Genomic DNA, 26,019 nt, shown 5'->3' with positions numbered 1-26,019 from the left:
GGCTCCTAGAGGTCGAGGCGGTAGACCGTGCGCGCGTTCGTGTCGAACACGGCGTCGTGGTGTTCCGGGGGGACGAACCGGCGCACGAGGCCGTGCCACTGCCGGTAGTCGGAGGCCAGGTTCAGCACCGGCCAGTCGCTGCCGAAGAGGCAGCGGTCCGGGCCGAAGAGCGTGAGCGCGTCCTCCAGGTACGGCAGGATCGCATCGGGCGTCCAGCTGTCGAACGACGCCTCGGTGACCAGGCCGGAGAGCTTGCAGGAGACGTGCGGCATCGCGGCCAGCTCCGCGAGCCCGTCCCGCCACGCCGCGCGGCCCTCGCCGGTCGCGACCGGTGGTTTGCCGAGGTGGTCCAGCACGATCGTGGTGCCGGTGCAGTCCGCGGCCAGCGTGATCAGGTCGCGGATCTGGTGGTGCCGGATGCAGGCGTCGAAGACGAGCCCGGCCTCGCCGACCGCGCGGACGCCGTACCGGAAGGCGTCCGTCACGGCGAAGCCGGGTTTCTCGCTCTGGATGTTCCGGCGGATGCCGACCACAAGGGGATCGCGCCGATATACCTCCACAAGAGACAGGTCGCCGGTCTCCAGTGGTGCGTAGGCGACGATCCCACGGACGCGTGGGTGCAGCGTGCGCACCCACTCCACCTCCGCCCGCGCCTGACTCGCCGCACAGTCCGCCTGCACCATGATCAGCTCCGGGACCTCGCCCGCGTCGTGCGCGAGGTCGTCCGGACCGTAGCGGCGGTCCAGCTCCGTCCCGGCCAGCCAGTCGTAGGTGAGCGCGGCCGGGTCCCAGAAGTGCACGTGCGAATCGATGGTCATGGTCGCTGATTCTCCGGCAGACCGCTGGTCCAGCCCACGTCCCGCACGCCGGCGAGGATGGATTCGACGCCGGCGAGCAGCTCCGGGTCGATCGGGTCCGCGATCCAGGAGACGTTGCGCGCGACGTTGGCCGGGTCCGCGGAGCCGACCACCGTGGTGGCCGCGCCGGCCTGGTCCGCGGTCGCCACCGCGAACTGCAGCGCGAGTTTCGCCAGGTCGGCACCGCGCGAACGGCAGTAGGCGGCGGCCTCGTCGCAGGCGCGGAGCACGTCCGGCGGCGCCGGGTGCCAGGACGGCGCGCCGCGGCCGCTGAGCGCGCCCATGCCGAGCGGCGACGCGTTGAGCGACGCGGGGAACCGGTCCTTGAACAACGCGAGCCGCCGGTCCTGCAGCGTGTACTCGCAGTACGTCATGACCGTGTCGATTCCGCCCCGGTCGACGAGCCAGGCCAGTGCCGGCAGGGTGTAACCGGTCACGCCGACGAACCGGACCTTGCCGGCGTCGCGCAGCGCGTGCAGCGCCGGGACGGTCTCGTCCGCGATCCGCCGCAGGTCGCCGAACTCGACGTCGTGGCACTGAATCACGTCGATGCGGTCGGTGCCGAGCCGGGCCAGGCTCTCGTCCACGCTGCGGGTGACCCGGTCCGCGCTGAAGTCGAAGTCGCGCTCGCCGTACCGGCCGACCTTCGTGGTGAGCAGGTAGTCGTCCCGGTCGACGCCGCGCAGTGCCCTGCCCAGCGCGGACTCCGCCGCGGTGAGGCCGTAGAACGGGGCGGCGTCGAACAGGTTGATGCCCAGGTCGAGCGCGGCGCGGACCGCGGCCTCGCCGGTGGCGGCGTCGACCGTGCCGTAGACGTTGCCGAGCGGCGCCGCGCCGAACGACAGCTCCGACACCTGCAGGCCGGTCGTACCGAGCGGGCGGCGCTTCACGCCGGGTCCCAGGGGCGCCGATAGGAGGGCTGCCGCACGCGCATGGCCAACGTCAGCGTCAGCGTGACCTCGGTCCCGGCCGGCAGCACCACGTCCAGCCAGGGGCTGTCAACGTTGAGGTGTGCGAGCGAGACGGCCGGCGGCACGTGCGTGTAACCGGTGTCATGGCCGGACCACGCGGTGTCCGTCGCGTCGAACGCCACGGACACGATGTCGTGCTCGCCGAACGCGCCCGCCTGGACCGTGACGACACGCTGCTCGACCGCGGACAGGTTGACGAGGGTCAGCACGGTCGCGTGCGGGTCGATCGCGCTGACCAGCGCGGCCACGTCCTCGGGCAGGCCGGGCCGCTGCCGGTCCGCGTCGAAGTACCGCACCCGCGCCTGCGCCAGCCCGCCGTTGTAGACGACCTGCGGACCGCCCCAGGTGAGCTGCGCCAACGCCTCCGTCACGACCGGATTCACGTTCTGCCAGAGGTGGATGTCCTCCTCCGGCAGGTCGCGGCCCGCGTTCTCCTCCAGCAGCGCGAGCCGGCGCCGTGCCTGCACGTGCGCGGCCTCCAGGATCGCCAGCGGGTAGCCGGGGTTGTCGCCGCGCAGGTAGGCGTACCACGGTTCCTCGTGGCCGGCCTCCTCCTTGTCGCGGAACGGGCGCACGATCGACCAGTCGTATCCGCTGGCCGCGCGGATCCGGTCCAGGCGCGCCGCGTCCTGGTCAGAGGCGCTGAAGTGCCAGATCGCCATGGGTACGGAGGTCTGCACCGGATTCCAGTCGAACCAGCCCTTGTCGCTGTGCCGGTAGGGCACCAGCAGCGTCTCCGCGTCCACCGCCTCGCCGAGGTGCGCGTGCCAGCGGGCCTTGATGCTGGAGTCCGAGTCCCGGAACCGCATCGTGCGGCCCTGGTCGAGCACCCGGTCGAGCAGGTTCCGGGCCAGGTCCAGATAGGACTCGTCGTCCGCGGCCAGCGCCGCGCAGATCGCGCCGACCACGGTGGCCTGGCCGATGCTGTAGAGCCCGTGCGGCCAGGTCCAGCCGTAGTGGCCGCCGTACCAGCGCCCGTCCAGGTAGCCGCCGACCGTGCCGTCCAGCGCCACGTTGTCCGGCACCAGCCCGCTGTTCGCGGCCGCGCGGTCGCGCCACGCGCCGACGTACCCGATGAGCCAGGTCTTGAATCGTTCTTCGCCGGTGGCGAGGTAGGCGTTGAGGACGAGTCCGGCCACGCTCAGGTTTCCCGCCGCGTCGCCCCGGCCGAGCCGTTTCTGCATCTCCGGGCCGAGTCGCGGGTCGGCGTCCAGCGGGAGCGCCGCGGAAGGCGAGATCCAGTCCAGCGGATAGCCGTACTGATCCGCCTCGCGCTGCAGCCACGGGTAGTACGGCGTGTCGGAGACACCGTCGCGGGCGCCGCCGCTGCCGTTGTGCGGCGCCTTGATGATCCGGTGCTCCGGGTCGTAGTTGCCCGCGGCCGGGTCCAGGTAGAGGTCCGCGAACCGGGCGGCCCGGTCCCGCCACGCCGCCGGGTCCGCCATCGTGAGGAAGTACGTGAAGAGCAGGCTTTCGCCCTGGTGGAACCAGTCGTAGCCGATCTCGAACTCGTCGCGGAACATGCCGAGCCGCGTCATCTGCGCGCTCAGTCCGTGCCAGTGCTTCGCCGACTGATCGAGCAGATCGTCCGCGCCGCCGAGCAGATAGAGCTGCGGCCAGTTGAAGAACGGCTCGAAGAAGTCGTCCGCGCCGTCCCGCGTGGTCAGCTCGCCGGAGTACCGCAGGGAACCGTCCGGCTCGGTGTAGACGGCCGCGAACCGCCGCCAGCCGGCGTCGAGCAGGCGGAACAGGGAGCGCTGCGCGAGGGCCCAGCCGGGCGGGCGCAGGCACGGCACGGTGGCCGTCAAGCGAGGGGTGGTCACGCGAAGCTCCTAGGACTTTGTCGCACCGGCGGTCATGCCGGCGACGAGGAAGCGCTGCGAGAAGAGGAAGACGATCAGCACCGGCGCGACCGAGAGCAGCGTGGCCAGCACCAGCGTGGGCGGCTGGACCTCCGCGTTCGCGCCGACGACCGGGTTGAACGTGGGCGTGGACGCGAGCATCTGGGTCAGGCCGACCTGCATCGGGTACGCGTCCGAGACCGGCAGCATCACGTACGGCAGGAAGAAGTTGTTCCAGTTGTTCGTGAAGCTGAAGAACGCGACCAGCGCGACCACGGGCTTGGCCAGCGGCAGCGCGACGCGCCAGAACGTGCCGGCCTCGGAGCACCCGTCCAGCCGGGCCGCCTCCAGCAGCTCCCGCGGGACCGCGGTGCCGAAGTAGATGTAGGTCAGGTACACGCCGAACGGGAAGAACGAGAACGGCAGCACCACGGACCACGACGTGTTGATGAGGTCCACGTAGGACAGTTCCAGGAACGTGGGCAGCACCAGCGCGGTGGCCGGCATCAGCATCACGACCAGCGTGACGATCAGCAGCAGGCGGCGGCCGGCGAAGCTCATCAGCGCGAGCGCGTAGCCGGCCGGGATGCTCACCACCATGGTCAGGACCAGCGCCATCAGCGCGTACTTCACCGAGTTCCCGAGCCAGGTGAGCACGGCGCCGTCCTGGAACGCGATCAGGCTGTTCCAGTTGTCCGTCAGCGACCCCAAGGACCCGGGCGCGTAGGGCGAGCTGTCGATCAGCTCGGCGGGAGACTTCGACGAGGCCAGCAGCAGCCACAGGATCGGGATGGTGAAGAACAGCGCGAACAGCGTCAGCAGCGCGCCGGTCAGGGCTTTAGTCGACATCGAACAGCCTCCCCCGGGCGACGAACAGCGCCGCGCAGGCGACCGAGAAGATCAGCAGGATGATGGAGAGCGCGGCCGACCCGTTGAAATCGTTCTGGTTGAACGCGTACAGGTAGGCGAGCTGATTGACCGAGTAGTCGGTGCCGACCACGCCGAAGCTGGCCTGGGACACCAGCTGCGGCTCGACGAACAGCTGCGTGCCACCGGCGAGCGAGAGGATCAGCATGTACGCGATCCACTTGCGCAGCATCGGCAGCTGCACGCGCAGCGCCGTGGTGAGCGCGCTCGCGCCGTCCATCCGCGCCGCCTCGATGACCTCGTGCGGGATCGTGTTCAGCGCGCCGTAGAGCACCACGATCCAACTGCCCGCGCCGGTCCAGAACGCGATGACCGTGAAGATCAACGGCAGGTTGCCGGGCGCGATGACCTGGTTGAACGTCTGCAGGTCGAACGCGGACAGCAGCCAGGCGACCGGGCTGACGGACGGATCCAGCACGAACAGCCAGAGCAGCACGCTCGACGCCCCCGCCAGCGCGCCCGGGATGTAGTAGAGGAAGCGCAGCGCCGAGCCGGCGACCCGGTTCCTGACTGAGTGCACGACCAGCGCGAGCGTGACCACGAGAACGGTCAGTGAGACGAGCCAGAGCACGAGGTAGGCCGCGACGTGCCCGACCGCGGGCAGGAACCGGAAATCCGCGAACGTCTTCGTGAAGTTGTCGATGCCCGCCCAGTAGCCCATGTTGGTGGTGAAGGCCAGGTAGAGCGCGTACAGCGCGGGCCCGATGCCGAACGCGACCAGCAGCACGACGTAGCCGGAGACGAAGAGGTGCCCGGGGGCCGGGCCGAAGCGCCGGCCCCCGGAGGTCACAGACCTCATTACTTCGTCACCGTGTAGCCGAAGACCTGCGCCTCCTGCTCGATCGCCTTCTGCCAGTCCGGCAGCAGCGACGTGACCGTCTTCCCGGCCGTCATGCCCGGGATCACCGTCTTCGCCCAGACCGACTCCGGGGAGAACTCCGGGGCACCCCAGCCCGGCCAGACCGCACCGGCCGCGGCCGTGATCGGCGCGCCGATGTCACCGGCCCAGTAGCCGCTGGCCTGCTGCTTCGCCAGCCACTTGACCGCGGCCGCGGAGTAGGCCGGGTAGCCCGGCGCGAGTTCCGCCTGGTAGGCGTCGTTCGTGGTGACCCAGGTGACGAAGTCCTTCGCCGCGTCCAGGTGCTCGCTGTGCGAGGAGACCCACCAGGCGCCGCCGCCGACGTTGCCGGTCACCGGCGCGGGCTGGTCCGCCCACTTCAGCGCCGGGGCCACGCCGATCTCGCCGGCCGGCGTCTTGATCGTGCCCTGGAAGACGGCGCCGCCGTACCAGTTCGGGCCCGGCAGCATCAGGACCTTGTCGCCCTGCGTCTTCGCGAAGTCCGCGCCGAACAGCGACAGCGTCGACATGGTCTTGTTCGCGATCAACGTGTCCAGCATCGAGGCCGCGCGGGCGCACTTCGCGTCCGTGGCCTTGACCGTGATCGCCTTCGCGCCGGTCACCTGGTTCGCCGGGCACTCGCTGCCCCACATGTAGACCTCGGGCGCCCACGCGTCCCCGGCCGTACCGATGATGTATCCGGGGTGTTCCGCCGCGACCCGGGCGCCGAGCGCGGTGTACTCCTCCCAGGTCGCCGGCACGGTGTAGCCGAACTGGTCGAGCAGTTTCTTGTTGTACCAGAGGACCACGTGCGCGAGGTCGTTGCGCAGGCAGTAGACCGTGCCGTCGACCGTGCACGGGTCCAGCGCGCCCTTGGCGAAGCCGTCGAGCGTGGCCTGGTCCAGGTAGCCCTTGTTGAGCGGCGCGGTGAACCCGGAGCTCGGCTGCGACGCCCACGCCGCGGTGTTGTTGTCGGTCGTGAAGGCCACGTCCGGCCAGCCCGCCTTCGCCTTGTCGAACAGCTGGACCTTGGTCTTCAGCGTGTTCGACCCGTTCGCGTTGCCGTCGTAGGTGACGATGTCGAGCTTCGCGTCCGGGTGTGCGGCCTGGTATGCCTTGGCCGCGTCCAGCCGGGTCGAGTCGACCCAGACCAGCAGCTCGCCGTCCTTCTGCGCCGCGGTGGTGAAGCCGTAGGGGCTGTTCGCGCCCGCGTCGTCCGTGGTCTTTCCGTTGCCGACCGGCTGGCCGCACGCGGAGATCGTCAACAACGCCGCCAGGGCGATAAATACCTTTTTAGGGGACATTGGGGCCTTCCCATCTACCCGCCGGTCGGTGCCTGATCCGGCGCGTGAGCTGATCGGTGGAGGCAGCGGGTCTGCCACGAACCCGCTTGTCGTACGTGTTACCGGCCCATTGCCGGGTATGACATCACACATATGACGTCGTAGCAATGGCCTATAGTGAGGCGGGTTCGCGTGGCGCGCCGGAGGGATCGATCATGAGCAGTCAGGTAGTCCCGCAGCCCCGTCGCCTGCCCCGGCCGGTCAAACTCGGCACCGCCGTGGTGGAGGGCCTGGTCGACGACATCGTGCGCGGCGTCATCGCGCCCGGCAGCTCACTGCCTCCCGAGGCCGACCTGTGCGCCGAGTTCGGCGTCAGCCGCACCGTCATCCGCGAGTCGATCAAGATCGTGCAGGAGAAGGGCCTGATCCGCATCGAGCACGGCCGCGGCACCCAGGTCACCGACCCCCGCCAGTGGAACCTGCTCGACGACCAGATCCTCACCGCCGTCATCCGCCACGACGAGAGCTCCCAGATCCTCGACGAGCTGGTCTCCGTGCGTACCGCCCTCGAGGCCGAGATGGCCGCCGCCGCCGCACAGCACGCCACTCCCACCGAGCGGGCCCAGTTGGCCGCCGCGCTCGCCGACATGGAGTCGCTGGTCGACCGCGCCCCCGACTTCTCCGCCGCCGACGTCCGCTTCCACGACATCGTGATGGCCATGTCCCGCAACCGCCTCGGCCGCACCATCGTGACCAGCATCCACGACAAGGCCCGCACCAGCATGAAGTACCACGGCGAGTACAACACCCCGGTCATGAAACTCACCGTCGAGGAGCACCGCGCCGTCTACCAGGCCATCCTGGACGGATCTCCCGACGCCGCCGCCTCCGCCATGCGCGCGCACATCACCGGCTCCTGGGCCCGCCGCCGCCCGTCAAACCCATAAAAATGCATATATGCCGATTTGGTCTCACATCACCTGCCGAGGCCTCCCGGCGACACCGGTCGTCGCTGGCGCTCCTCCCTGCCATTGCCGTGGCCGCAAGACCCCGACGGGCCTCCACCGCTGACGGCACACCCACAGCGGGATGCCCCGCCATCGCCTCGAACGCGTCGGCCGGCGCGGCCACACGGCACGAAGGTCACGGCGAGCAGCCAACGCACAACGGGGCCGCATGCACGGGGATTCGCCGCAGGCCGATCACACCTCACCCGGTCGGGCGACGCGGGGCAGACATCGCCAACCTGATCGATTAGGTTTGGTACCTGTCGGCTCCGACGATCCGGTTCCGCCGATCCTGGCCTGTCATAGAGGAGATGCTCATGCCCCGCCCCTCCGACCGCCCCGCGACTCGCGCGACCACGCCCGGTTCACGGCATCGGCGCTACCCTGAGGGCATGACGACACCCGCAGAGCACCAGCCCGCCGGCGGCGCCGACGACCTGCTCGCCGCCGCGGGCATCACCGTCACCGAGGAAGGCAAGCGGCGTGCCCGCGCCCGGCGCCTCGCCGCGGCCGCCTGGTGGACGCCGGAGCGCCGAGCCGCCCTGCGCGCCAAGCTTGGCCGTGACTCCGTCGCGTGACCGGCCGACCAGTAAAGTTGGTTCTCGACACATCGGCCATCGTCGCCTACACCCGCGGCTCCGTCGCCGTCGGTGAGATTCTCAGCGAACTCGCCGACGAAGGCGCGGTCGCCGGGCTGCCCGTGCTCTGCCTGGTCGAAGCCCGCCCTTCCGTCGTCGACACCGACCTGCTCGACCTGCTCGTCATTCACGACCGCACCGAGGTGCTCGGCCTGGCCGCCGACGACTGGCAGGCGCTCATCGCCGCGACCGAACTCGTCGGCCGCCTCGACATCGCCTCCGCGGTGCTGGCAGCCGACGAGCACGAGGACGCGACCATCATGACGGCACGGCCCTCGTGGTACGGCGGCCTCGACGGCGGCGGGCCGGTCCTCCCGATCTGAACCGGCAGCCTTCCCCCGCGACGGTGGGCCAGGGACTGAATCGGGTGACGGAGGCACGGGGGTCCGTATAGTTCCCGGGTGGGTTATTGGGGAACGATCGTCGTCGCGCGGCCGGACGGGCTGTTGAGCCGGGTACGAGAGCTCGGGTTCCGGGACCGGTGGGTGCGGGAGCTCGGGGACGGCTGGCAGCTGCTGGAGACCACCGGGTGGAACGATCCGCCGGACCTGTGCGGGCCCTCGCGGGAGCTGGCGGACTCGACCGAGTTTCCGGCGTTCACGGCCTACGTCAGTGACGGATCGTGCGCGGTGATCTCCGCGTCGGTGCCGGGACGGACCGGCGCGCTCACCCATCTCTGGGACACGGACGGGCCGTGCGGAGCGTTCACGCACTCGCCGGACGGCAAGCCGGAGCCTGCGGGCCGCACGGTCGGCGCGGTCGCGGACGAGCTGCGGGAGTGGGCCGCGGCCGCCGGTCTGACGCCGGACGCGGCGCGGCTGCACGCCGTGATCGCGCAGGACGGCGAGCGGACGGACGCGGACGACCTGGTGTTCGCACTGGTCAAGGCGCTCGGCCTGCCCCGGATCGGACGCACGTTGCCGTGGGCGTTCGACATCGACACGCGCCCGTTCCGGCTGGTCACGGACGAGACGTTCGGGCTCGGGCTGCAGGCCAGGTCACGGGCGCTGCGCACGGACACGCCGGAGGCCTGGGTCCCCGCGACGATCGCGCTGGAACGTGACCTGTGGGACGCGCTCTACGACCGGGACACGGACGTCGACGCGCTGGCCGGCCGCCTCCTGGACGTGCTGGACCTCTACGACGACCGCGACCCGTCGTCCGAGGGCGGCGTCCTCGGCGAACTGTTCCCCAGCCTCCGCGACGGCACCCTCAACCCGGACTCCCCCGGCAACGACCGCCAGTGGGCGGACGGCCGCGCCACGGGCTGACCCCTTTCCAGAGGGCCACGCCTTCGCGCCCGGCAAGGGCAATGCGCGCGCATTGCCCTTGCGCCCACGGATCCCGTTGCCCGCGGGAGCACGCGGAAGGTGACCCGCGACCAGCGGGGCATATCCAATGTGTTGATTGTCAGGTGATATCGGTCGCCCGCAGGCTGATCGCGGCCGCGATGCCGCTGATGCCCGGCCCGACGACGAGGGCGCGCGCCATCAGTGGATGGTGCCGAGCGCGGCGGGCGTGAACGCGGTGATCTCGCTGTCCCGGCCGGAGATCACCTTCGCCGCCCACTCCGGATCCGCGATGAGTGGCCGGCCGACCGCGACCAGGTCGAACTCGTCGGCCTCCAGCCGGTCCAGCAGCCCGCCGATCCCGGTCGTGGCCGCGTCCCCGCCGGCGAGGCTGGTCCAGAACTCGTCGGCCAGCCCGACCGATCCGACCGTGATGACCGGCAGCCCGGACAGCTTCTTCGCCCAGCCGGCCAGGTTCAGGCCGGAGCCGTCGAACGCCGGCTCCCAGTACCGCCGTGTCGAGAGGTGGAACACGTCCGTGCCCGCGTCCGCCATCACGCCGAGCGCGATGCCGAACTCCTCCGGCGTCTCCCAGTTGCGGGTGGTGAAGTTGTTGTTCTTCCACTGCGACAGCCGCATGCTGATCGGGAAGCCGGGCGAGACCGCGGCCCGGATCGCGGCGACGACCTCACCGGCGAACCGGGCCCGCGCCGCCACGTCACCGTTGTAGGCGTCCGTGCGACGGTTCGTACCCGGCCAGAAGAACTCGTCGATGAGATACCCGTGGCCGGCGTTCAGCTCGACGCCGTCGAAGCCCAGACGCTCCGCGGTCGCGGCCGACCCGGCGAACGCGCGCACCACGTCGTCGATGTCCGCCTGCGTCATGATGTGCCCGGCCCGCGGCGCCACCTCCACCGGCGCGCCGGAAAAATCGGTCGCGTAGTCCATCGGCACACCGGACGGGCCGAACGCGGGCGCGTCCGGGTGCGGAAGGTCGCCGGCCTTGCGGAACATGCCGACGTGCTGCAGCTGAGACCAGATCAGCCCGCCCTCCGCGTGCACGGCCTCGACCGCGCGGGACCAGCCGGCCAGCGGCCCGTCGCCGTACATCCGCGAGCCGTTGTCCATGTTCCCGGCCGTGGGGTGGTCGATGTACGTGCTCTCCGTGATGACGAGCCCGACCCCGGCCGCCGCGCGCCGGGCGTAGTAGGCGGCCAGGTCCCTGGGCGCCTCGCCGCCGGTCGAGCTGAACCGGGTCATCGGCGACATCACGATGCGATTGGGGATGGTGAGCCCGCCGACGGTGAACGGGCGGGAGAAGGCCTGAGCGGCGCGATTTGTCATGGAAAGTCTCCTTACGAGTGGCTCGCTCCCTACGCTAGGATCTGACGCGCACGTCAGATTCAAGTCATCGTGATCGGGACCACACGCGAGGAGATCCAGATGAAGATCGGCGAGCTCGCGACCAGATCGGGCGTCAGCGTGCGCGCGCTGCGCTACTACGAACAGCAGGGCCTGCTCGGCTCCGAGCGCAGCTCCGGCGGCACGCGGCACTACCCCGAGAGCGCCGTCGACCAGGTCTGGCTGATCCAGCAGTTCTACGCGTCCGGCTTGGCCAGCAAATCAATCCTCACGCTGCTCCCCCACATCGAGAGCGGCACCGTCGCCCCGGAAATGCTCGCGCTGCTCACCACCGAACGCGACCGCATCAACCAGCACCTCGCCGACATGACGGCCGTCCGCGACCGCCTCGAGGCCGGCATCGCCTCCGTCACGTCCGCCATGGAAAAAGGCCTGTCCTGCCGCCCCGCGAACAGCGCCTGGAGCGAGGTCTGAACTCCTCGCCAGAGGTCGCCCTGCCGCCGAACCCTCCTGCGATCGACAAGGACCCGGACCCGGCCTCCGCCACATGAGCGCCGGCGGCTTCGCCTGCAAACTCCCTGGCCTCATACTCAGAGCGCCCATCAGCAGGCCACCCGCCGCCGTCCCAGCACGGGCGCTCTCGCGACCGACGTTTCGGTATTCAGCGCCCGGGTGCACCCGACGGACCTCCAGGCACAACGAATCTGGCCGAACCGACTGTGCGCCTGTCGCCGGTCACGCTCACCCCTCCGTAACGACATCCGCAAAAACCACGATCAAATTCTTGATCTTCCCGCTTCCAGCGTGGTGGCGGTCCGCATGCTCCCGCGGGCCAACCTCGCTACGCGCCAAGGCTCCGCTAACGCTCCGCTTGCCGCTGCGCATCGGAGCCGGTTCCGCCGTGGCCGGGGAAGAGCACGCGAGTCCGGTCGTGCTCGGGCCGCGCGAGGCGCGTCCCGCGCCGTCGGCCGGGGCGTTTGCCACCCGGGGTGTGGCTGCGAAGCCGGCCCTGCGGCGCGGGAGGGGAATGCGCGATTCCCTGTCACATCCGCGGCACGCCGAGACGTGTCCCGCGCAGCTCACACGGGCGGCTAATTAGCGGATGGGTGCGGCTCTGAGCCCAGCCCCGCGCGGGACCGGCAGGGAGAAGCGCCGGCGACGACCAGTACCCAATGCCACTTAGCTTAAGTTGATCATGGGCTCTGAACTGGACTTTTGCAAAGCACTCAGTTGCGCTCGCGCTGCGCCACCCAGACTGAACACGGGGGCGTTCTCGCCGGTCAAGGGCTCGCGGCGCGCGCCGCGCCTCTTCAAGATCAAAATTAGCCAAGTGGCATTGGACCGGTGCCCGCGGGAGCGTGCGGACCGCGACCACGCTGGAAGTGAGAAGATCCGGATCTTGATCTTCGCGTTTGTGAGCATGGCGGAGATTTGTCAGGCGGCGGTCCAGCCGGCGTCGACGGCGAGGACGGCGCCGGTGACGAAGGAGGCGTCGTCGCTGGCCAGGAAGGCGATGGCGGCGGCGACCTCGTCGGGGCGGCCGATGCGTGGGATGGCGTGGTGGGCGTCGACCATGGCCTGCATGGCGGATTGGCCGCCGAGGTCGCTGCCGACCTTGCCGCCGCGGATCAGCGGTGTGTCGATCAGGCCGGGGGCGACGCAGTTGGCGCGGATGCCCTGGGGGCCGTGGTCGAGTGCCATGGCGCGGGTCAGGTTCTCCACGCCGGCCTTCGCGGCGCAGTAGGCGGAGCGCTGCCGCTCGCCGACCGTGCCGATCGCGGACGAGACGGTGACGATGGCGCCACTGCCCTGCGGGATGAAGACCTCCAGTGCGGCGCGGGCGGCGAAGTAGACGCCGTCCAGGTCGACGGCCATGATCGTGCGCCATTCGTCGAGCGTGGTGTTCGGGACGGTGTCGCACCGGTCCACGCCCGCGGCGGTGACCAGCACGTCCAGCCTGCCGAACGTGTTGACGGTGTGCTGGACGGCCGCGACCATACCGGCCGGATCGGTCACGTCGCCGGTCCAGAACGCGGCGCCCGGCACGTCGAGAGCGGCCAGCGCCGACTCGTCGCGGTCCAGCAGCATGACGGCCGCGCCCTCGCCGATCAGGCGCTCCGCGGTGGCGAGGCCGATGCCCGAGGCCCCTCCGGTGATGAGGGCGACGCGGCCCTCGAATCGCTCCAACGGCATGACGATGCCTCCCGGTGCTCAATGTATCGGGGACGTTAAGCGCCGCGCGGGGACGAGGGCAAGATTTGTCGTACAAATAAATTTTCTTGTCCGACAAATCCTTGCCGGGCCGCCGGGGGCGTGCCTACGCTCACCGCACCGCAAGCCACGGCGGCGTTTTCCCGGCCCATCCGAGGACAACCACATGACGCACGGCTACCGACAGGACCGGCTGCACGGACGTCTCGTGCACGACCTGGGAGCCAGGATCGTGCGGGGCGAGCTGCGTCCCGGCGCGCCGCTCCCCACGGAGGAGAAGCTCGCGGCCGAGCTCGGCCTGAGCAGATCCGCCGTCCGCGAGGCGTTCCGGGTGCTGGCCGCGAAGGGGCTGGTCGTCGCGAAGACCCGGGTCGGCACGCTGGTCCAGGACGAGTCGCGGTGGAGCCTCCTCGACCCGGACGTGCTGGGCTGGCGGTACGCCGCCGACCCGACCGACCGGCAGCTCGACGAGCTGAGCAGTCTCCGTTCCGCGCTGGAGCCGGAGGCGGCCCGGCTCGCCGCCACGGTCCGCGACCGGGCGCCGATCACGGCCGTCCGCGAGGCCTACGAGCGGATGGCCGCGTCCGTGACCCGGACCGACGAGTTCATCGCGGCCGACCTCGACTTCCACCGCGCGATCGTGGAGGCCGGCGCGAACCAGCTGCTGGTCCACCTGAACACGCTGATGTCCCTGGTGCTCGCGGCCACCCGCGAGATCCACACCCGCAACACCCGGCGCAACCGGCGGACGCTGCCGCAGCACCTCGCGGTCCTCGAGGCGATCGAGGCCCGTGACCCGGCGCTGGCCGCGTCGCTCATGCACGAGCTGGTCGAGGGCGCGCAGCGCGACATCCGGCGGGACCGGGGGCGCACCACGTAGAGAGGCATGGAACATGGGAGTGCTGGACGGCTATCGGGTCCTGGACCTGTCGATCGCGATGGCCGGGCCGCTGGCCGCGATGCGGCTCGGCGACCTGGGCGCGGACGTGATCAAGGTAGAGCCGACCGGCGGCGAGTGGCAGCGGCACGTGTCCGCCGGCGGCGCCACCGGCGTCGAGGTGAACGCGTCGTTCCTGTCCCTCAACCGCAACAAGCGCAGTCTCGCGGTGGACCTGAAGTCGGACTCCGGGCGCGCCGTCCTGCACCGGCTGATCGAGACGGCCGATGTCTTCCTGCAGAACTACCGTCCGGGCGTGGCCGCGCGGCTCGGTGTCGACTACGCCTCGGTCGTCACGATGAACCCCCGCATCGTGTACGTGTCGATGTCCGGCTACGGCGAGACCGGTCCCTACGCCGCACGCCCGGGGCAGGATGTGCTGCTGCAGGCGATGGGCGGCGCGCTGCACAGCTCCGGGCGGGCCGGTGAGCCGCCGCAGCCCGCGCCGTACTTCCTGGCGGACGCGATCACGGCGTACTCCGCGTTCGAGGGCGCGCTCGCCGCGCTGCTGCACCGGGAGCGCACCGGCGAGGGCCAGCTCGTCGAGGTGAACATGCTGGACGCGCTGGTCGCCATGCAGATGCAGGAGCTGTCCGTGCACACGGTCGGCGGCGTCCCGCAGACGCGTGGCGACGAGATCCATGCACACACGTACATTCGGGCGCCCTACGGGATCTTCCCCACGTCGGACGGGCACATCGCGCTCGCGTTCGCGGACCTGGCCGTGCTGTCGAGGCTGCTGGACGTGCCCGCGCTGGCGCGGTTCGACGCGGAGCGGGACGGGTTCGCGCACCGCGACGAGATCTCGCGCCTGGTCACCGACGCGCTGGCGACACGGGCGGCGGCGGAGTGGCTGGAGGTGCTGGGCGAGGCCGGCGTGTGGGCCGGGCCGGTCTACTCCTACGCGGACCTGGTCGACGATCCGCAGGTCAAGCACAACGGCACGTTCGTCACCTACGACCATCCGACCGAGGGCACGGTCACCACGCCCGGCTTCGCGTTCCGGATGAGCGCGACCCCGCCGGCCGTCACCCGGCCCGCGCCGCTCACCGGCGAGCACACCCGGGAGCTGCTGTCGTCGCTCGGTCTCAGCCCGGCCGACATCGACGGACTGATCGATCAGTCGGCGGTGACGGCCCGATGAACGCGCCACCGCACAACGCCGAGGGCGCACCACCGCGCGGCCCAGGAGACACGCCGGCGCGCGACCCGGCAAGCGCACCGCCGCACGGCCTGGGTGCCCCACCGCCGCCGGGCCCGGTCAGCACGCCACTGCGCGGCATGACCTGGGATCATCCCCGCGCCTGGCGACCGCTGGACGCGTTCGACGCGACCACGGTCACCTGGGACCGGCAGCCGCTCGCCGGCTTCGAGGCGCACCCGATCACGGACCTGGCCATCCGGTACGACCTGCTGGTCATCGACCACCCCGGGCTCGGCGCGGCCGTGGCCGGGAACGCGCTGCTCCCGCTCGACGAGGTGTTCACCCCGGCCGAACTGGCCGCCTGGGCCGCGACCAGCGTGGGCCCGACCTGGGACAGCTACCTGTTCGCCGGACGGCAGTGGGCGCTGCCCATCGATGCGGCCACCCAGGTCACCACGCTCCGGCCGGGCCTGTCCGCCCCCCGCGCCTGGGACGAGGTGCCGGACTTCGCGGCCCGCCATGCCACCGCGCTCTGCCTCGCCGGGCCGCACGCGTTCCTCGGCCTGCTCGCCATGCACGCCGCGTGGACCGGGGCCCCGACCGGCTGGACACCCCGCCTCGACGTGCTCACGGACGCGATCGCGCTGCTGCACCGGACCTGGCAGCACACCGACGGCGCGATCCTCGACCCGATCGACATCCACGCGCGCATCGCGGCCGGCACGCTGGACCACTGCCCGCTCGTCTACGGCTATGCCCAGTACGCCGGCCCGGTCACCTGGGCCGACGCACCGTCCTGGGGCGGCGCCCGTACGCCCGGCACCGTGCTCGGCGGCACCGGCCTCGCGCTCGCCCGCCGGGCCGCGGACCGCCTGGACGACGTGCGTGACTACATACGCCGGTTCATGACGGACGCGGTACAGACGGAGCTGATCCCCGCACACGGCGGCCAGCCCGCACACACGAGCGTCTGGGACGGGCCGGGCTACTACGCCGCCACGCGCACCTCTGTCGAGGCCGCCTACCGCCGTCCGCGCTTCGACGGCTGGATCGGCTTCCAGGACGAGGCGTCCGCGCTGACCCGCGACGCGATCACCGGTGCGCGCGCGCCGGAAGAGACCGCACGGACGCTGATCGACCGGTATAACGACCTACGGAAGGAGAGCACCGATGAGTGACGGCACGGTCCGCTTCGACGTCAGCGACGGCGTCGGCGTGATCACGCTCGACCGGCCCCGCAAGCTCAACGCGATGACCCGGGCGATGAGCGCGGACCTGCTGGACCTGGTCCGCCGCATCGACGCGGAGAGCCTGGCGCGGGTGGTCGTGGTGACCGGCGCGGGCGACCGCGCGTTCAGCGTGGGCAGCGACGTCGGCGAGGTCGGCGACTACGCGGCCCCGTGGGACTTCCGGAACCGCCGCGACTACTGCGACGCGCTCCGGGCGCTGCGGGTGCCCGCGATCGCGGCCGTCAACGGGTACGCGTACGGCGGCGGCCTGGAACTGGCCCTGTCCTGCGACATCCGGCTCGCGGCGGACACCGCGTCGTTCGCGGCCGCGGAGATCAAGCTCGGCTGGATCGGCGGCGGTGGCGTGTCCGCGCTGCTCTCCGCGACCGTCCCGGCCGGCGACGCCGCGCTGATGCTGCTCACCGGCGACCCGGTGCCCGCGGCCGACGCGCACCGGATGGGCCTGGTCAGTCAGGTCCACCCGTCAACACGTGTCCTTTCGGTCGCGCTGGAGCTGGCGCGCACGATCGCGTCCCGCGCACCGATCGCGGCACAATCCGCGAAGGCGAACCTCCGGGCCGCGCGGTCGATGGGCCTGGAGGCCGCCATCCAGTACGAACGCGAGATGCAGGCGATCTGCATGGCGACCGACGACGCCCGCGAGGGGCGCGCCGCGTTCGCCGAGAAGCGCACACCGACGTTCAGGGGGCTCTGAATGCTGATCATCCGGTACGAGACGGACGGCGCCACGCACGTCGGTGTGGCGGACGACGACGGTTCCGTGCGCCGCCTCGGCGTACCCACGCTGGGTCTGCTCCTGCAACGGCCGCTGGAGGAGATCAGATCCATGGTGGTCGAAGGCGGAACGCCCGAGCCCGGCCCGATCCGGCCGTTGCCGCCGGTGGACGGGCGGACCGAGGTGTGGGCAAGCGGCGTGACCTATGTCCGGTCGCGGGAGGCGCGCCGCGAGGAGAGCCAGGTCGCGGACGTGTACTCGCTGGTCTACGAGGCGGAACGGCCCGAGCTGTTCCTGAAGAGCGCGGCCTGGCGGGTGGTCGGCGACGGTGAGCCGATCGGCATCCGCCCGGACTCCACCGTGGACGTTCCCGAGCCGGAGCTGGCGCTGGTGCTCAACGCGCACGCGCAAACGGTCGGCTACACGGTCTGCGACGACGTGTCGTCCCGCTCGATCGAGGGCGAGAACCCGCTGTACCTGCCGCAGGCCAAGGTCTACGCCGGCGCGTGCGCTGTCGGCCCCGGCATCCGCCCTGCCTGGGAGCTGCCGGATCCCACCGCGCTCGCCATCACGCTCTCCATCCGGCGGGACGACACGGTCGCGTTCGAGGGCGCCACCTCCACCTCACTGCTGCACCGCCCGCTGGCCGGCCTGGTCGAGCACCTGTTCCGCTGCACGCACTTCCCCGAGGGCGCGGTGCTGTCCACCGGCACCGGGCTGGTCCCGGACCTGGACTTCACGCTGGCCGAGGGCGACGAGGTGGAGATCGGCATCGAGGGCATCGGCACGCTCACCAACCCGGTCGTCGCCGCGCTGCCCGCGGACTTCACCTGGCTGGCCACCCGATGAAGGAGCTGCGCGACGGCTGGCTGCGGCTGGAGACCGACTACCTGGACGTCTGCAACACTCCACTGTGGCTGCACGCGATCCGGCAGGACGGGCGGCTGATCCTGCTGGACAGCGGCGTCGCGTCCACGCCGGAGGCGGCGCTGCGCGGCGAGCTGGCCGCGGCCGGCCTGGACATCGCCGGCCTCGACCTGGTCATCAACAGCCACGCGCACCCGGACCATCGCGGCGGGAACGCGGCCCTGAAGAAGCTCAGCCGGACCGAGTTCGCCGCACCCGCGGCCGAGGTGGCGTGGATGGAGTCGAACTCCACGCTGCTGGACGAGCTGTGGGGCGCGAACCCGGCCGACTTCTCACTCAGTGAGGCGGATCGCCGGGACGTGACGACGATGCTCGGCGACGACGTACGCGTCGACCATCTGCTGCGCGACGGCGACACGCTCCACGGCCTCACCGTCGTCACCACCAGCGGCCACTCCCCCGGCCACATCGCGGTGCACGACGCGGATCGCGGCCTGCTGTTCACGTTCGACGACGTGCAGGGCCGCGGCACACCGCTGCCGGACGGCCAGCCACTGCTCGGCCCGCTCTACCACGACGTCGACCGATATCGCACAGGCCTGCGTCGTCTCCGGAACCTCGACTTCGACCTGCTCGTCCCGTCCCACGGCGAGGCGCTGGACCGCGAGGCCGGCCTCGCCCGGATCGACGAGAGCCTGGCCTGGGTCGACGAGGCCACGGAGTTCACCCGCGATTTCCTGGAAGACCGGGACGAGGTCCGGCTGCGCGACCTGGCCCACGCGCTCGGCACCACCCTCGCCCACTTCGGCGGCGTGAACCTGCAGACGATCTCGATGGCCCGCGCGCACCTGGACCACGCGGTCAGGCAGGGTGCGGCGCAGCCGGTGTGGCGGTCACGCCGGCCAGCGCCATAGCGAAGACGCGCTCGCGCTGGGCGTCGTCGACGTACGACCCCGCGGTGATGCCGCTGACCATCCGCAGCACGTCGTCGAAGCTGACGTCCGCGCGCACCGCGCCGGCGGCCTGCGCGCGGTCGAAGAGGGGCTGACCGGCCGCGTACATGTCCGCGCGGCAGCTCACGAACATGGCGGACTCCATGGTCAGCGCCTCCTTGATCGCGCGCTTGGTCGCGGCGTAGCCGACGAACGCGCGCAGCCAGGCCTGCATCGCCTCCCACGGCGGCCGGTCCGCGACCTCGCCCGCGAGACGGCAGAGCTGCTCGACCTCGCCGACGTACACGGCCTCGAACAGGTCCTGCCGGGCCGGGAAGTTGCGGTAGAGCGTGCCGATGCCGACACCGGCCCGCCGCGCGATCTCCTCCAGCGAGGCCTCGGTGCCCTTCTCCGCGAAGACCTCGCGCGCGGCGCCGAGCAGCGCGTCGTAGTTGCGCCGGGCATCGGCCCGCTGTGGCCTTGTCCGCTCCATCACGTCGCCCTTCCGAGGACCGGGTTGAATCCGGAGGCACCCCTCCGCTAAGGTGGAGGCGTGCCTCCACTTTAACAGGCACCTCTCTGTCTTCCGAAGGGCCCGCCTCATGGCAACCACCTCATCCGGGCGCGTATTCGCGATCCTCGCGTCCGCGGCCGCCACGGTCTCGCTGATGCAGTCGCTCATCACGCCGGTCCTGCCCACCATCCAGCGCGACCTGCACACCGACGGCAGCACGGTCACCTGGGTGTTCACCATCTGGCTGCTCGCCGCCGCGGTCGCCACGCCGCTGCTCGGCCGCGTCGGCGACCTGATCGGCAAGCGCCGCGTCCTGGTCGGCGCGCTGCTCGCCCTCGCGGCCGGCTGCCTGCTCGCCGCGGTCGCGCCCACCATCGGCGTGCTCATCGCCGCCCGCGTCCTCCAGGGCCTCGGCGGCGCGGTCTTCCCGCTCGCGTTCGGCATCATCCGCGACGAGTTCCCGCCCGCGCGCGTCGCGTCCGCGGTCGGTGGCATGTCCGCCGTCATCGCGGCCGGCGGCGGCGTCGGCATCGTGCTGGCCGGGCCGGTCGTCACCGCGCTCGACTGGCGGTGGCTGTTCTGGCTCCCGCTCGTCGCCGCGCTCGCGGTCGCGGTCGCGGCACACCGCCTCGTGCCGGAGTCTCCCGTCCGTACCCCCGGGAAAGTGAACTGGTTCGCCGCCGCCCTGATGTCGGCGTGGCTCGTCGCGCTGCTGCTGCCGCTGTCCAAGGCGACGGCGTGGGGCTGGGGCTCACCGCCGGTGATCGGCCTGCTCATCACCGCATTCGTGCTGCTCACCGCGTGGATCGTCTACGAGTTCCGGTCCGCGAACCCGCTGATCGACATGCGCATGATGCGGCTGCCCGCGGTCTGGACCACGAACCTGGTCGCGCTGCTGTTCGGCGCCGGCATGTTCGCCTGCTACGCCTTCCTGCCGCAGCTGATCCAGACGCCGACCAGCGCCGGATACGGCTTCGGCGCCAGCCTCACCACCACCGGCCTGCTCATGCTGCCGATGCTGATCGCGATGGCCGCGGCCGGGTCGCTCAGCGGCCCGCTCAGCACCCGCCTCTCCGGCAAGGCCCAGCTGGTCACCGGCGCCGCGCTCGTCGCGGTCGCCAACGCGGCCATCGCGCTCTTCCACGACGCGGCCTGGCAGGTCTCCGTCGCCGGCGCGGTCTTCGGCCTGGGCCTCGGCCTCTCCTTCGCCGCCATGATCAACCTGATCGTCAACGCGGTCCCGCGCTCCCAGACCGGCGCCGCCAGCGGCATGAACACCAACATCCGCACCATCGGCGCCTCCATCGGCACCGCGGTCGTCTCCGCCATCGTCACCGGCCATCTCCAGCCCAGCGGCCTCCCCCAGGAGTCCGGCTACACGAACGCGTTCTGGCTGATGACCGCGCTCTCCGGCGCCGCCGTCCTGCTGTCCCTGCTGGTCCCGGCCGTCCGCCCGCACCGCACCGACACGGTCTCGACCCCGGTCGGGGAGTCGGCCGCGCTGGTCGAGGCGTAGTCTCCCGTCCCCGTCCGGCGTGCGCTCCCCGGCTCACGCCGGACACTCATCTTCCCGCTTCCGGCGCGGCGCAGCCCGCATGCTCCCGCGGGCGCTCGCACCACCCCGGGGACGACCCCAGACCCCGATCCCGCTCACGCGACAGCCCGGACCGCATCTCGCCGCCGGCACCCGAGTCGACCTGAAGACCAGACCCAGACACGCGACAGCCCGGACCACGTCTCGCCGCGGCATTCACGTTCACCTGAAGGCAAACCCAGACCCAGATCTTCCCGCTTCCAGCGCGGTGCAGCCCGCATGCTCCCGCGGGCAAACCTCGCGGCGGGCTCCACCTCCGCTGGCGCTCCGTTCCGCACGCCGCATCGGAGCCGGTTCCGTCGTGCACCGGTCAAGGCCGCGATTCCCGCGCCACTCCCGCCGCTGCCGCGCGTCGAGGCAGCGGGCGGCGTGTCGCGACGGACGGGAATGTCGTCGACAGCCAAGCCATGGGCACAGTGAGCCTTTTTCATCCTGGTTGGTGGCCTGCGTCGATGGGGTCGAGGACCATGATGGCCTGGATGATTGGGGTGGTCCGATGTGGACTGGAGCGGAGTTTGGTCAGGATCTTCCACTGCTTGAGTGTGGCGTTGGCGCGTTCGCCGATCGCGCGGAGTCGGGCGTGTCCTCTATTGGCGGTCTTCTCTCCGGCGGACAGTTTCCGTCCTCGTTCGTTGCGGTAGGGGACGTGGACGTTGTCGGGTGCGCCGAGGTAGGCCTTGTCGGCGAGCGCGTCAATGTTTTCCCTGTCCAGGGCTTCGATGATGCCGTGGGTGCGGGCAGCGGTGAGGTCGTGTGTGCTGCCGGGCAGGGCGGGTGAGGCCCACACCCATTCGCCCTGCGGGCTCGCGATCGTCTGGACGTTCATGCCGTGCCGGCGGTGCTTTCCCGAGTAGTACGGTTTCTGATCCGCGACCCGGTCGATCGGTATCAGCGTCCCGTCCAGGACCACGTACGGCAGCCGGCGGATGCGGCGCATGGCGGTGTCCAGGTCGGGTGCGGCCGCGGCGAGCAGAGTGATGACTTCCTGGACATAACGCCAGGCGGTCGTGGTCGAAATGCCGAACCCTGCGGCGAGACGGGCGTACGTATCACCGTTACGCAGATGGGCGAGAGCAAGCAACGCCTGATCGTGGGGCGTGAGCCGCCGCCAGCGGGTGCCTTGCTGCTGATGGTGCCTGCGGATACGACCGGCGAGGTGGTGCAGGGTACGGGTGGACAGCGTGATCGTGGACGGGTAAGACAGCATGTGCGGGGCTCCCGGCCAGGGGCATCGGATCTTGGTCGACTGCTGTCCTAACCGGAGCCCCGCACCCATCGATTCCCCAGAATCCGCTACACCCGCCACCACCTGCATAAACAGGATGAAAAAGGCTCAGTGAACCTCGCCGGCCGAGCCGGTGGAGGATGTATCGCGCAATGAGCGCGGAATAAATACGCGCGCATTCCGCACCGCAATTGTTACGGCAAGGTGAATGGATTACGACACCTCTACGCGTGCGCCAAAAATGGGCATGAAGGCCCGATTCGGAAAAGCGCGATTTCCCCGGTGTTCATGGAACTTCAATTCCGCGGCACAGCCTACGAAAGCCGCGACGACCCCCGCAAGGGCCTACGGCGACGGCCCGCTTCAGATAGTCCCGATTCTGACCGAGGGTAATCACGGTCCGTCGGCCCAAACACGTGTTCCACCCCGTCCCGGCCACGCAACGTTGACACAACCAGCCATCAAGGAAACACGTTTAGTAACCGCTCGCTCTCAGATAGTGGACGTCAGATCACCCGGTCGTTGCCCCCGTCCACGCTCACCTGGGTGCCGGTGGTGGCCGCGAACGCGTCCGTGCACAGCGTGGCGGTGAGCGCGCCGACCCGGGCGCTGGTCACCTCCGTACCCAGGAGGTTGCGGCGTTTGTACTGCTCAACCGTCATGCCGTAGCGCTCGGCGCGGGCGGCGAGCAGCTCCGGCGTCCACAGCCCGGTGTCGAAGACCGCGTCCGGGTGCACGATGTTGACCCGGATGCCGTCCGCGGCCCACTCCATCGCGGCCACCCGGGCCAGCTGCACCGCGGCGGCCTTCGACGCGGAGTACGGCGCGGCCTGCGGGCCGGGCGCGGGCACGTTCTTCGACGCGATCAGCACCACCCTGCCCCCGCGCGGCGCGAGCGCGAGCAGCGGGTGCGCGAGCGCGAACAGGTCCGCGACCGCGTCCGTGTTGACGGCCATGGCCCGCCGCCAGTCCGCGCGGTCGAGCTGCGCGATCGGCCTGCTCCGCGGGAAGATCCCGGCGGCGGCGACCATGATGTCGAGGCCGCCGAACGTCTCCGCGCCGACGGTCAGCGCGCCGGCCAGCGCGTCCGGATCGGTCACGTCCGCGACGACGCCTCGGTAGCCGGGGCCGGGCAGCACCTGTGCTACGGCCGGCGAGACGTCCACGCCGATCACGGCGGCGCCGCGCGCGTGCAGGGCGAGCGCGCAGGCCCGCCCGATGCCGGAGGCGGCGCCGGTGACCAGCGCGACCTCGCCGGCGAGCTCCGGAGGCGTACCCCGGCGGCGTTGTTTTGCCTGTTCGAGCGACCAGTATTCGACGTCGAAGAGGTCGGGCGCGCTCAGCGCGCGGTAGCCGCCGAGCCGCTCCGCGGCGTCGATCACGTCCATCGTGTGCCGGTAGATGTCCGCGGTCGCGATCGTGTCGGCCGCGCGCACGCCGGCCGTGAGCATGCCCAGCTCCGGCGCGAGGAGCACGCGCGGGGCCGGGTCCAGCGGCGTCAGGCCGGCGGCCCGGTCCCGGTGCGCGTCGACGTAGCCGCGATAGGCCTCGGACCAGCCGGCGACGTCCGTGCCGATCAGCGGCAGCGGGCGGGTGCGCAGCACGTGGTCCGGCGTGGCCGGGCCGCGACCCGCCACGTCCGCGAGGTCCGGCCGGGTGACGAACGCGCGGATCCGATCGTCGTCGTGCCTGCTCAGCAGCATCGGCCGGCCGGCGGCCGCGGAGATCTCGCGTCGCAGCCGGGCCAGTGCGGCGGGCGCGACGACCGGCGGCGTGACCGCCTCGGGCGTGACCGTGGTCAGCTGCGCCGCGGCCAGCGTGACCAGCGCGATGTGCGCGCGATAGGCGGTGCGCGCGTCCGGCCCGAAGGTGAACAACCCATGATGCATCAACACCAGACCACGGGGGTACGCCCCGGGCGTCACCAGCTTCGCGCAGAGCTTGGCCAGGTCGAAGCCGGGTTTCGCGTACGGCGCGATGAGCACGTCAGGCCCCAGCGCGGCCCGGATCCGCTCCGCCCCGTCCGGCTGGTTGCCGAGCGCGAGCAGCGCGTCCGCGTGGCTGTGCAGCACGACCGGGTGCGGGAGCAGCGCGTGCAGCAGCGTCTCCACGCTCGGGTCCGGCGCGGACGCGTCGAGCGAGGCGCAGCGCAGCGCGTTCATCATCGCGTCGTCGTCCAGCCGGTCCAGCGTGAGCAGCATCCGGAGCAGGTCCAGGCGCAGCGGCGCGAACCCGGCCGGCTCGATCGTGGCGAGATCCCCGCCGCTGCCCTTGACGTGCAGCACGTCGATCGGGGTGCCGTCCAGGTCGATCTCGCGCGTCTTGACCGAGGTGTTGCCGCCGCCGTGCAGCACCAGGCCGGGATCGCGGCCGATCAGGCGGGACGCGTAGACGCAGGCGGCGAGCGGGTCGAGGCCGTCGGCCTCGGCGTCGTCCCAGCGGTCGGCCGGTTCAGTGATCATCGTGTCGGTCTCCGGCGGTGTCGCCGGGGCGGACCCCGGCTCCGTCATCGGGGCGGGCGGCGGCTCTGCCATCGCGGCGGGCGGCGGCTCCGTCATCGGGGCGGGCGGCAGCTCTGCCATCGCGGCGGGCGGCGGCTCCGTCATCGGGGCGGCCGCCGGCGGACGGCAGGATGATGCGGCGCTCGGTGACGATCGCGGTGACCAGGTCGGCGGGCGTGACGTCGAACGCGAGGTTCAGCGCCGGGGTGCCGGCCGGCGCGGTGCGCACGCCCGCGAAGCCGGTGACCTCGTCCGGGTCGCGCTCCTCGAGGTGCACGTCCGCGCCGGTCGCGGTGGCCAGGTCGATGGTCGACTCGGGCGCGGCGACCACCATGGGCGCGCCGATCCGGGCGGCCGCGAGCGCCAGCGGGTACGTCCCGATCTTGTTCACCACGTCGCCGTTCGCCGCGATCCGGTCCGCGCCGACCACCACGGCACCGGCCAACCCCCTGGCCAGCACGGTCGCGGCCGCGGAGTCCGCCACCAGCGTGTGCGGCACGCCGAGCCGGCCCAGCTCCCACGCGGTCAGCCGCGCGCCCTGCAGCAGCGGGCGCGTCTCGGCCGTGTAGACGTGCCGGAGCGCGCCGGCGTCGCGCAGCGCCCGGACCACGCCGAGCGCGGTGCCCCACTCGACGCAGGCCAGCGCGCCCGCGTTGCAGTGCGTCTGCACGGCCACGTCGCCGCCGACCGCCTCGATCAGCCAGGCCGCGCCTCGGCGGCCCAGCGCCTCGTTGACCCGCGCGTCCTCGTCCAGCATGCCGACCGCCTCCGCGATCACCGCGTCCGGCCCGTCGTCCAGCCGGGCCAGCGCGCGGTCCACGCCCCAGGCCAGGTTGACCGCGGTCGGCCGGGCGCGACGGACCCGCTCGGCCGCGGCGCGGACCGCGGCCGGGTCGCCGGGGTGGCGGACCACCGCGAGCGCGACGCCGAGCGCACCGGCCGCACCGAGCGCGGGCGCACCACGGACGGCGAGCCGCGCGATGGCGTCGACCAGGCCGGGGATGCCGTCGATCCGCAGCGTGACCATCTCGTCCGGGAGACGGGTCTGGTCGATAGCGATGATGACACCCTTATCCCAATCTATGGTACGCATTTCACCCCTTACCCAGATATCCG

The 26,019-nt window shown here is 71.4% G+C and carries 24 protein-coding genes; 12 read left to right on the top strand and 12 right to left on the bottom strand.

Translation table 11 applies throughout. The features are described from left to right. Positions 1-5: 5 nt before the first annotated feature. The 6 genes from OP04_RS04730 to OP04_RS04705 are packed head-to-tail and all read right to left on the bottom strand — an operon-like array spanning position 6 to position 6,699. Positions 6-818, bottom strand: coding sequence for an amidohydrolase family protein (locus OP04_RS04730; RefSeq protein WP_033338242.1), 813 nt, complete (start codon positions 816-818; stop codon positions 6-8). Next, positions 815-1,747 (bottom strand): aldo/keto reductase, encoded by a 933-nt coding sequence (locus OP04_RS04725; protein WP_033338241.1) that lies wholly within the window; start codon positions 1,745-1,747, stop codon positions 815-817. Before OP04_RS04725 ends, OP04_RS04730 begins: the two co-directional genes overlap by 4 nt. After that, on the bottom strand, positions 1,744-3,651 hold the full coding sequence (locus tag OP04_RS04720; protein ID WP_051797095.1) for a hypothetical protein: 1,908 nt from the start codon (positions 3,649-3,651) through the stop codon (positions 1,744-1,746). The genes OP04_RS04725 and OP04_RS04720 overlap by 4 nt, the downstream gene beginning before the upstream one ends. 9 nt (positions 3,652-3,660) lie before the next feature. Beyond that, a complete protein-coding gene (locus OP04_RS04715) occupies positions 3,661-4,518 on the bottom strand; it encodes a carbohydrate ABC transporter permease (protein ID WP_033338240.1) in 858 nt (285 codons plus the stop codon). Then, positions 4,508-5,395, bottom strand: coding sequence for a carbohydrate ABC transporter permease (locus OP04_RS04710; protein ID WP_033338239.1), 888 nt, complete (start codon positions 5,393-5,395; stop codon positions 4,508-4,510). Before OP04_RS04710 ends, OP04_RS04715 begins: the two co-directional genes overlap by 11 nt. Next, a complete protein-coding gene (locus tag OP04_RS04705) occupies positions 5,395-6,699 on the bottom strand; it encodes an ABC transporter substrate-binding protein (RefSeq protein WP_232323477.1) in 1,305 nt (434 codons plus the stop codon). The genes OP04_RS04710 and OP04_RS04705 overlap by 1 nt, the downstream gene beginning before the upstream one ends. Positions 6,700-6,932: 233 nt before the next feature. Here OP04_RS04705 and OP04_RS04700 point away from each other — a divergent pair, with 233 nt between their 5' ends. The 4 genes from OP04_RS04700 (at position 6,933) to OP04_RS04685 (ending at position 9,633) form a co-directional block, all read left to right on the top strand. After that, a complete protein-coding gene (locus OP04_RS04700) occupies positions 6,933-7,664 on the top strand; it encodes a FadR/GntR family transcriptional regulator (RefSeq protein WP_063746540.1) in 732 nt (243 codons plus the stop codon). A gap of 452 nt (positions 7,665-8,116) precedes the next feature. Continuing rightward, entirely contained in the window at positions 8,117-8,302 is a 186-nt protein-coding gene (locus OP04_RS04695; protein WP_033338238.1) for a hypothetical protein, read from the top strand. 17 nt (positions 8,303-8,319) lie between these two features. After that, positions 8,320-8,685 (top strand): hypothetical protein, encoded by a 366-nt coding sequence (locus OP04_RS04690; RefSeq protein WP_232323476.1) that lies wholly within the window; start codon positions 8,320-8,322, stop codon positions 8,683-8,685. Between the two features lie 78 nt (positions 8,686-8,763). Further along, positions 8,764-9,633 (top strand): hypothetical protein, encoded by an 870-nt coding sequence (locus OP04_RS04685; protein WP_157239290.1) that lies wholly within the window; start codon positions 8,764-8,766, stop codon positions 9,631-9,633. A gap of 219 nt (positions 9,634-9,852) precedes the next feature. Here OP04_RS04685 and OP04_RS04680 read toward each other — a convergent pair whose 3' ends face one another. Further along, the gene (locus OP04_RS04680) at positions 9,853-10,995 is read right to left on the bottom strand and encodes an oxidoreductase (RefSeq protein WP_033338235.1); all 1,143 of its coding nucleotides are present in this window, start codon (positions 10,993-10,995) and stop codon (positions 9,853-9,855) included. A gap of 99 nt (positions 10,996-11,094) precedes the next feature. Between OP04_RS04680 and OP04_RS04675 the strand changes: the two genes are divergently transcribed. Then, complete coding sequence (locus OP04_RS04675) at positions 11,095-11,487, top strand: MerR family transcriptional regulator (protein WP_033338419.1); 393 nt, start codon at positions 11,095-11,097, stop codon at positions 11,485-11,487. Between the two features lie 960 nt (positions 11,488-12,447). On the opposite strand, the gene OP04_RS04670 is transcribed toward OP04_RS04675, so the two are convergent. After that, entirely contained in the window at positions 12,448-13,206 is a 759-nt protein-coding gene (locus OP04_RS04670) for an SDR family NAD(P)-dependent oxidoreductase (protein WP_033338234.1), read from the bottom strand. 184 nt (positions 13,207-13,390) lie between these two features. Between OP04_RS04670 and OP04_RS56380 the strand changes: the two genes are divergently transcribed. Genes OP04_RS56380 through OP04_RS04640 form a run of 6 tightly spaced genes read left to right on the top strand, consistent with a single transcriptional unit; the run spans position 13,391 to position 19,051 of the window. Then, positions 13,391-14,104 carry a FadR/GntR family transcriptional regulator gene (locus OP04_RS56380; RefSeq protein WP_033338233.1) on the top strand — a complete coding sequence of 238 codons (714 nt, stop codon included), beginning with the start codon at positions 13,391-13,393 and terminating at the stop codon, positions 14,102-14,104. A gap of 13 nt (positions 14,105-14,117) precedes the next feature. Then, positions 14,118-15,305 carry a CaiB/BaiF CoA transferase family protein gene (locus OP04_RS04660; RefSeq protein ID WP_033338232.1) on the top strand — a complete coding sequence of 396 codons (1,188 nt, stop codon included), beginning with the start codon at positions 14,118-14,120 and terminating at the stop codon, positions 15,303-15,305. Next, complete coding sequence (locus OP04_RS04655) at positions 15,302-16,483, top strand: type 2 periplasmic-binding domain-containing protein (RefSeq protein WP_051797092.1); 1,182 nt, start codon at positions 15,302-15,304, stop codon at positions 16,481-16,483. The genes OP04_RS04660 and OP04_RS04655 overlap by 4 nt, the downstream gene beginning before the upstream one ends. Then, positions 16,476-17,249, top strand: coding sequence for an enoyl-CoA hydratase/isomerase family protein (locus OP04_RS04650; protein ID WP_033338231.1), 774 nt, complete (start codon positions 16,476-16,478; stop codon positions 17,247-17,249). Before OP04_RS04655 ends, OP04_RS04650 begins: the two co-directional genes overlap by 8 nt. Beyond that, a complete protein-coding gene (locus OP04_RS04645) occupies positions 17,250-18,119 on the top strand; it encodes a fumarylacetoacetate hydrolase family protein (protein ID WP_051797091.1) in 870 nt (289 codons plus the stop codon). It abuts the gene before it with no gap. Beyond that, the gene (locus tag OP04_RS04640) at positions 18,116-19,051 is read left to right on the top strand and encodes an MBL fold metallo-hydrolase (RefSeq protein WP_033338230.1); all 936 of its coding nucleotides are present in this window, start codon (positions 18,116-18,118) and stop codon (positions 19,049-19,051) included. Before OP04_RS04645 ends, OP04_RS04640 begins: the two co-directional genes overlap by 4 nt. On the opposite strand, the gene OP04_RS04635 is transcribed toward OP04_RS04640, so the two are convergent. Continuing rightward, positions 18,999-19,562 carry a TetR/AcrR family transcriptional regulator gene (locus OP04_RS04635; protein ID WP_051797090.1) on the bottom strand — a complete coding sequence of 188 codons (564 nt, stop codon included), beginning with the start codon at positions 19,560-19,562 and terminating at the stop codon, positions 18,999-19,001. The two genes, OP04_RS04640 and OP04_RS04635, sit on opposite strands and share 53 nt — an antisense overlap. 109 nt (positions 19,563-19,671) lie before the next feature. Between OP04_RS04635 and OP04_RS04630 the strand changes: the two genes are divergently transcribed. Beyond that, positions 19,672-21,099, top strand: coding sequence for an MFS transporter (locus OP04_RS04630; RefSeq protein WP_033338229.1), 1,428 nt, complete (start codon positions 19,672-19,674; stop codon positions 21,097-21,099). Between the two features lie 505 nt (positions 21,100-21,604). Here the strand turns inward: OP04_RS04630 and OP04_RS04625 are convergent. The 3 genes from OP04_RS04625 to mtnA all read right to left on the bottom strand — a co-directional run bounded on the left by OP04_RS04625 (position 21,605) and on the right by mtnA (position 25,996). Continuing rightward, positions 21,605-22,384 (bottom strand): IS5/IS1182 family transposase, encoded by a 780-nt coding sequence (locus OP04_RS04625; RefSeq protein WP_033338228.1) that lies wholly within the window; start codon positions 22,382-22,384, stop codon positions 21,605-21,607. A gap of 524 nt (positions 22,385-22,908) precedes the next feature. Further along, positions 22,909-24,864 carry a bifunctional aldolase/short-chain dehydrogenase gene (locus OP04_RS04620; protein WP_033338415.1) on the bottom strand — a complete coding sequence of 652 codons (1,956 nt, stop codon included), beginning with the start codon at positions 24,862-24,864 and terminating at the stop codon, positions 22,909-22,911. Further along, positions 24,854-25,996 carry an S-methyl-5-thioribose-1-phosphate isomerase gene (gene mtnA, locus OP04_RS04615; protein ID WP_085066228.1) on the bottom strand — a complete coding sequence of 381 codons (1,143 nt, stop codon included), beginning with the start codon at positions 25,994-25,996 and terminating at the stop codon, positions 24,854-24,856. The genes OP04_RS04620 and mtnA overlap by 11 nt, the downstream gene beginning before the upstream one ends. Positions 25,997-26,019 lie beyond the last annotated feature (23 nt).

Origin of the sequence: Catenuloplanes japonicus (assembly GCF_000717135.1) — a bacterium.
Lineage (GTDB): Bacteria > Actinomycetota > Actinomycetes > Mycobacteriales > Micromonosporaceae > Catenuloplanes > Catenuloplanes japonicus.
Note: the sequence above shows the minus strand (reverse complement) of the source record. Positions and strands in the feature narration are given on the sequence as shown.

What these genes read in the sequence shown, in the direction of transcription:
- OP04_RS04730 (WP_033338242.1), bottom strand. Translation starts at nt 818, where the DNA reads ATGACCATCGATTCGCACGTGCACTTCTGGGACCCGGCCGCGCTCACC.
- OP04_RS04715 (WP_033338240.1), bottom strand. Translation starts at nt 4,518, where the DNA reads ATGTCGACTAAAGCCCTGACCGGCGCGCTGCTGACGCTGTTCGCGCTG.
- OP04_RS04710 (WP_033338239.1), bottom strand. Translation starts at nt 5,395, where the DNA reads ATGAGGTCTGTGACCTCCGGGGGCCGGCGCTTCGGCCCGGCCCCCGGG.
- OP04_RS04700 (WP_063746540.1), top strand. Translation starts at nt 6,933, where the DNA reads ATGAGCAGTCAGGTAGTCCCGCAGCCCCGTCGCCTGCCCCGGCCGGTC.
- OP04_RS04695 (WP_033338238.1), top strand. Translation starts at nt 8,117, where the DNA reads ATGACGACACCCGCAGAGCACCAGCCCGCCGGCGGCGCCGACGACCTG.
- OP04_RS04680 (WP_033338235.1), bottom strand. Translation starts at nt 10,995, where the DNA reads ATGACAAATCGCGCCGCTCAGGCCTTCTCCCGCCCGTTCACCGTCGGC.
- OP04_RS04675 (WP_033338419.1), top strand. Translation starts at nt 11,095, where the DNA reads ATGAAGATCGGCGAGCTCGCGACCAGATCGGGCGTCAGCGTGCGCGCG.
- OP04_RS04670 (WP_033338234.1), bottom strand. Translation starts at nt 13,206, where the DNA reads ATGCCGTTGGAGCGATTCGAGGGCCGCGTCGCCCTCATCACCGGAGGG.
- OP04_RS56380 (WP_033338233.1), top strand. Translation starts at nt 13,391, where the DNA reads ATGACGCACGGCTACCGACAGGACCGGCTGCACGGACGTCTCGTGCAC.
- OP04_RS04660 (WP_033338232.1), top strand. Translation starts at nt 14,118, where the DNA reads ATGGGAGTGCTGGACGGCTATCGGGTCCTGGACCTGTCGATCGCGATG.
- OP04_RS04655 (WP_051797092.1), top strand. Translation starts at nt 15,302, where the DNA reads ATGAACGCGCCACCGCACAACGCCGAGGGCGCACCACCGCGCGGCCCA.
- OP04_RS04650 (WP_033338231.1), top strand. Translation starts at nt 16,476, where the DNA reads ATGAGTGACGGCACGGTCCGCTTCGACGTCAGCGACGGCGTCGGCGTG.
- OP04_RS04645 (WP_051797091.1), top strand. Translation starts at nt 17,250, where the DNA reads ATGCTGATCATCCGGTACGAGACGGACGGCGCCACGCACGTCGGTGTG.
- OP04_RS04640 (WP_033338230.1), top strand. Translation starts at nt 18,116, where the DNA reads ATGAAGGAGCTGCGCGACGGCTGGCTGCGGCTGGAGACCGACTACCTG.
- OP04_RS04635 (WP_051797090.1), bottom strand. Translation starts at nt 19,562, where the DNA reads ATGGAGCGGACAAGGCCACAGCGGGCCGATGCCCGGCGCAACTACGAC.
- OP04_RS04630 (WP_033338229.1), top strand. Translation starts at nt 19,672, where the DNA reads ATGGCAACCACCTCATCCGGGCGCGTATTCGCGATCCTCGCGTCCGCG.
- OP04_RS04625 (WP_033338228.1), bottom strand. Translation starts at nt 22,384, where the DNA reads ATGCTGTCTTACCCGTCCACGATCACGCTGTCCACCCGTACCCTGCAC.
- OP04_RS04620 (WP_033338415.1), bottom strand. Translation starts at nt 24,864, where the DNA reads ATGATCACTGAACCGGCCGACCGCTGGGACGACGCCGAGGCCGACGGC.
- mtnA (WP_085066228.1), bottom strand. Translation starts at nt 25,996, where the DNA reads ATGCGTACCATAGATTGGGATAAGGGTGTCATCATCGCTATCGACCAG.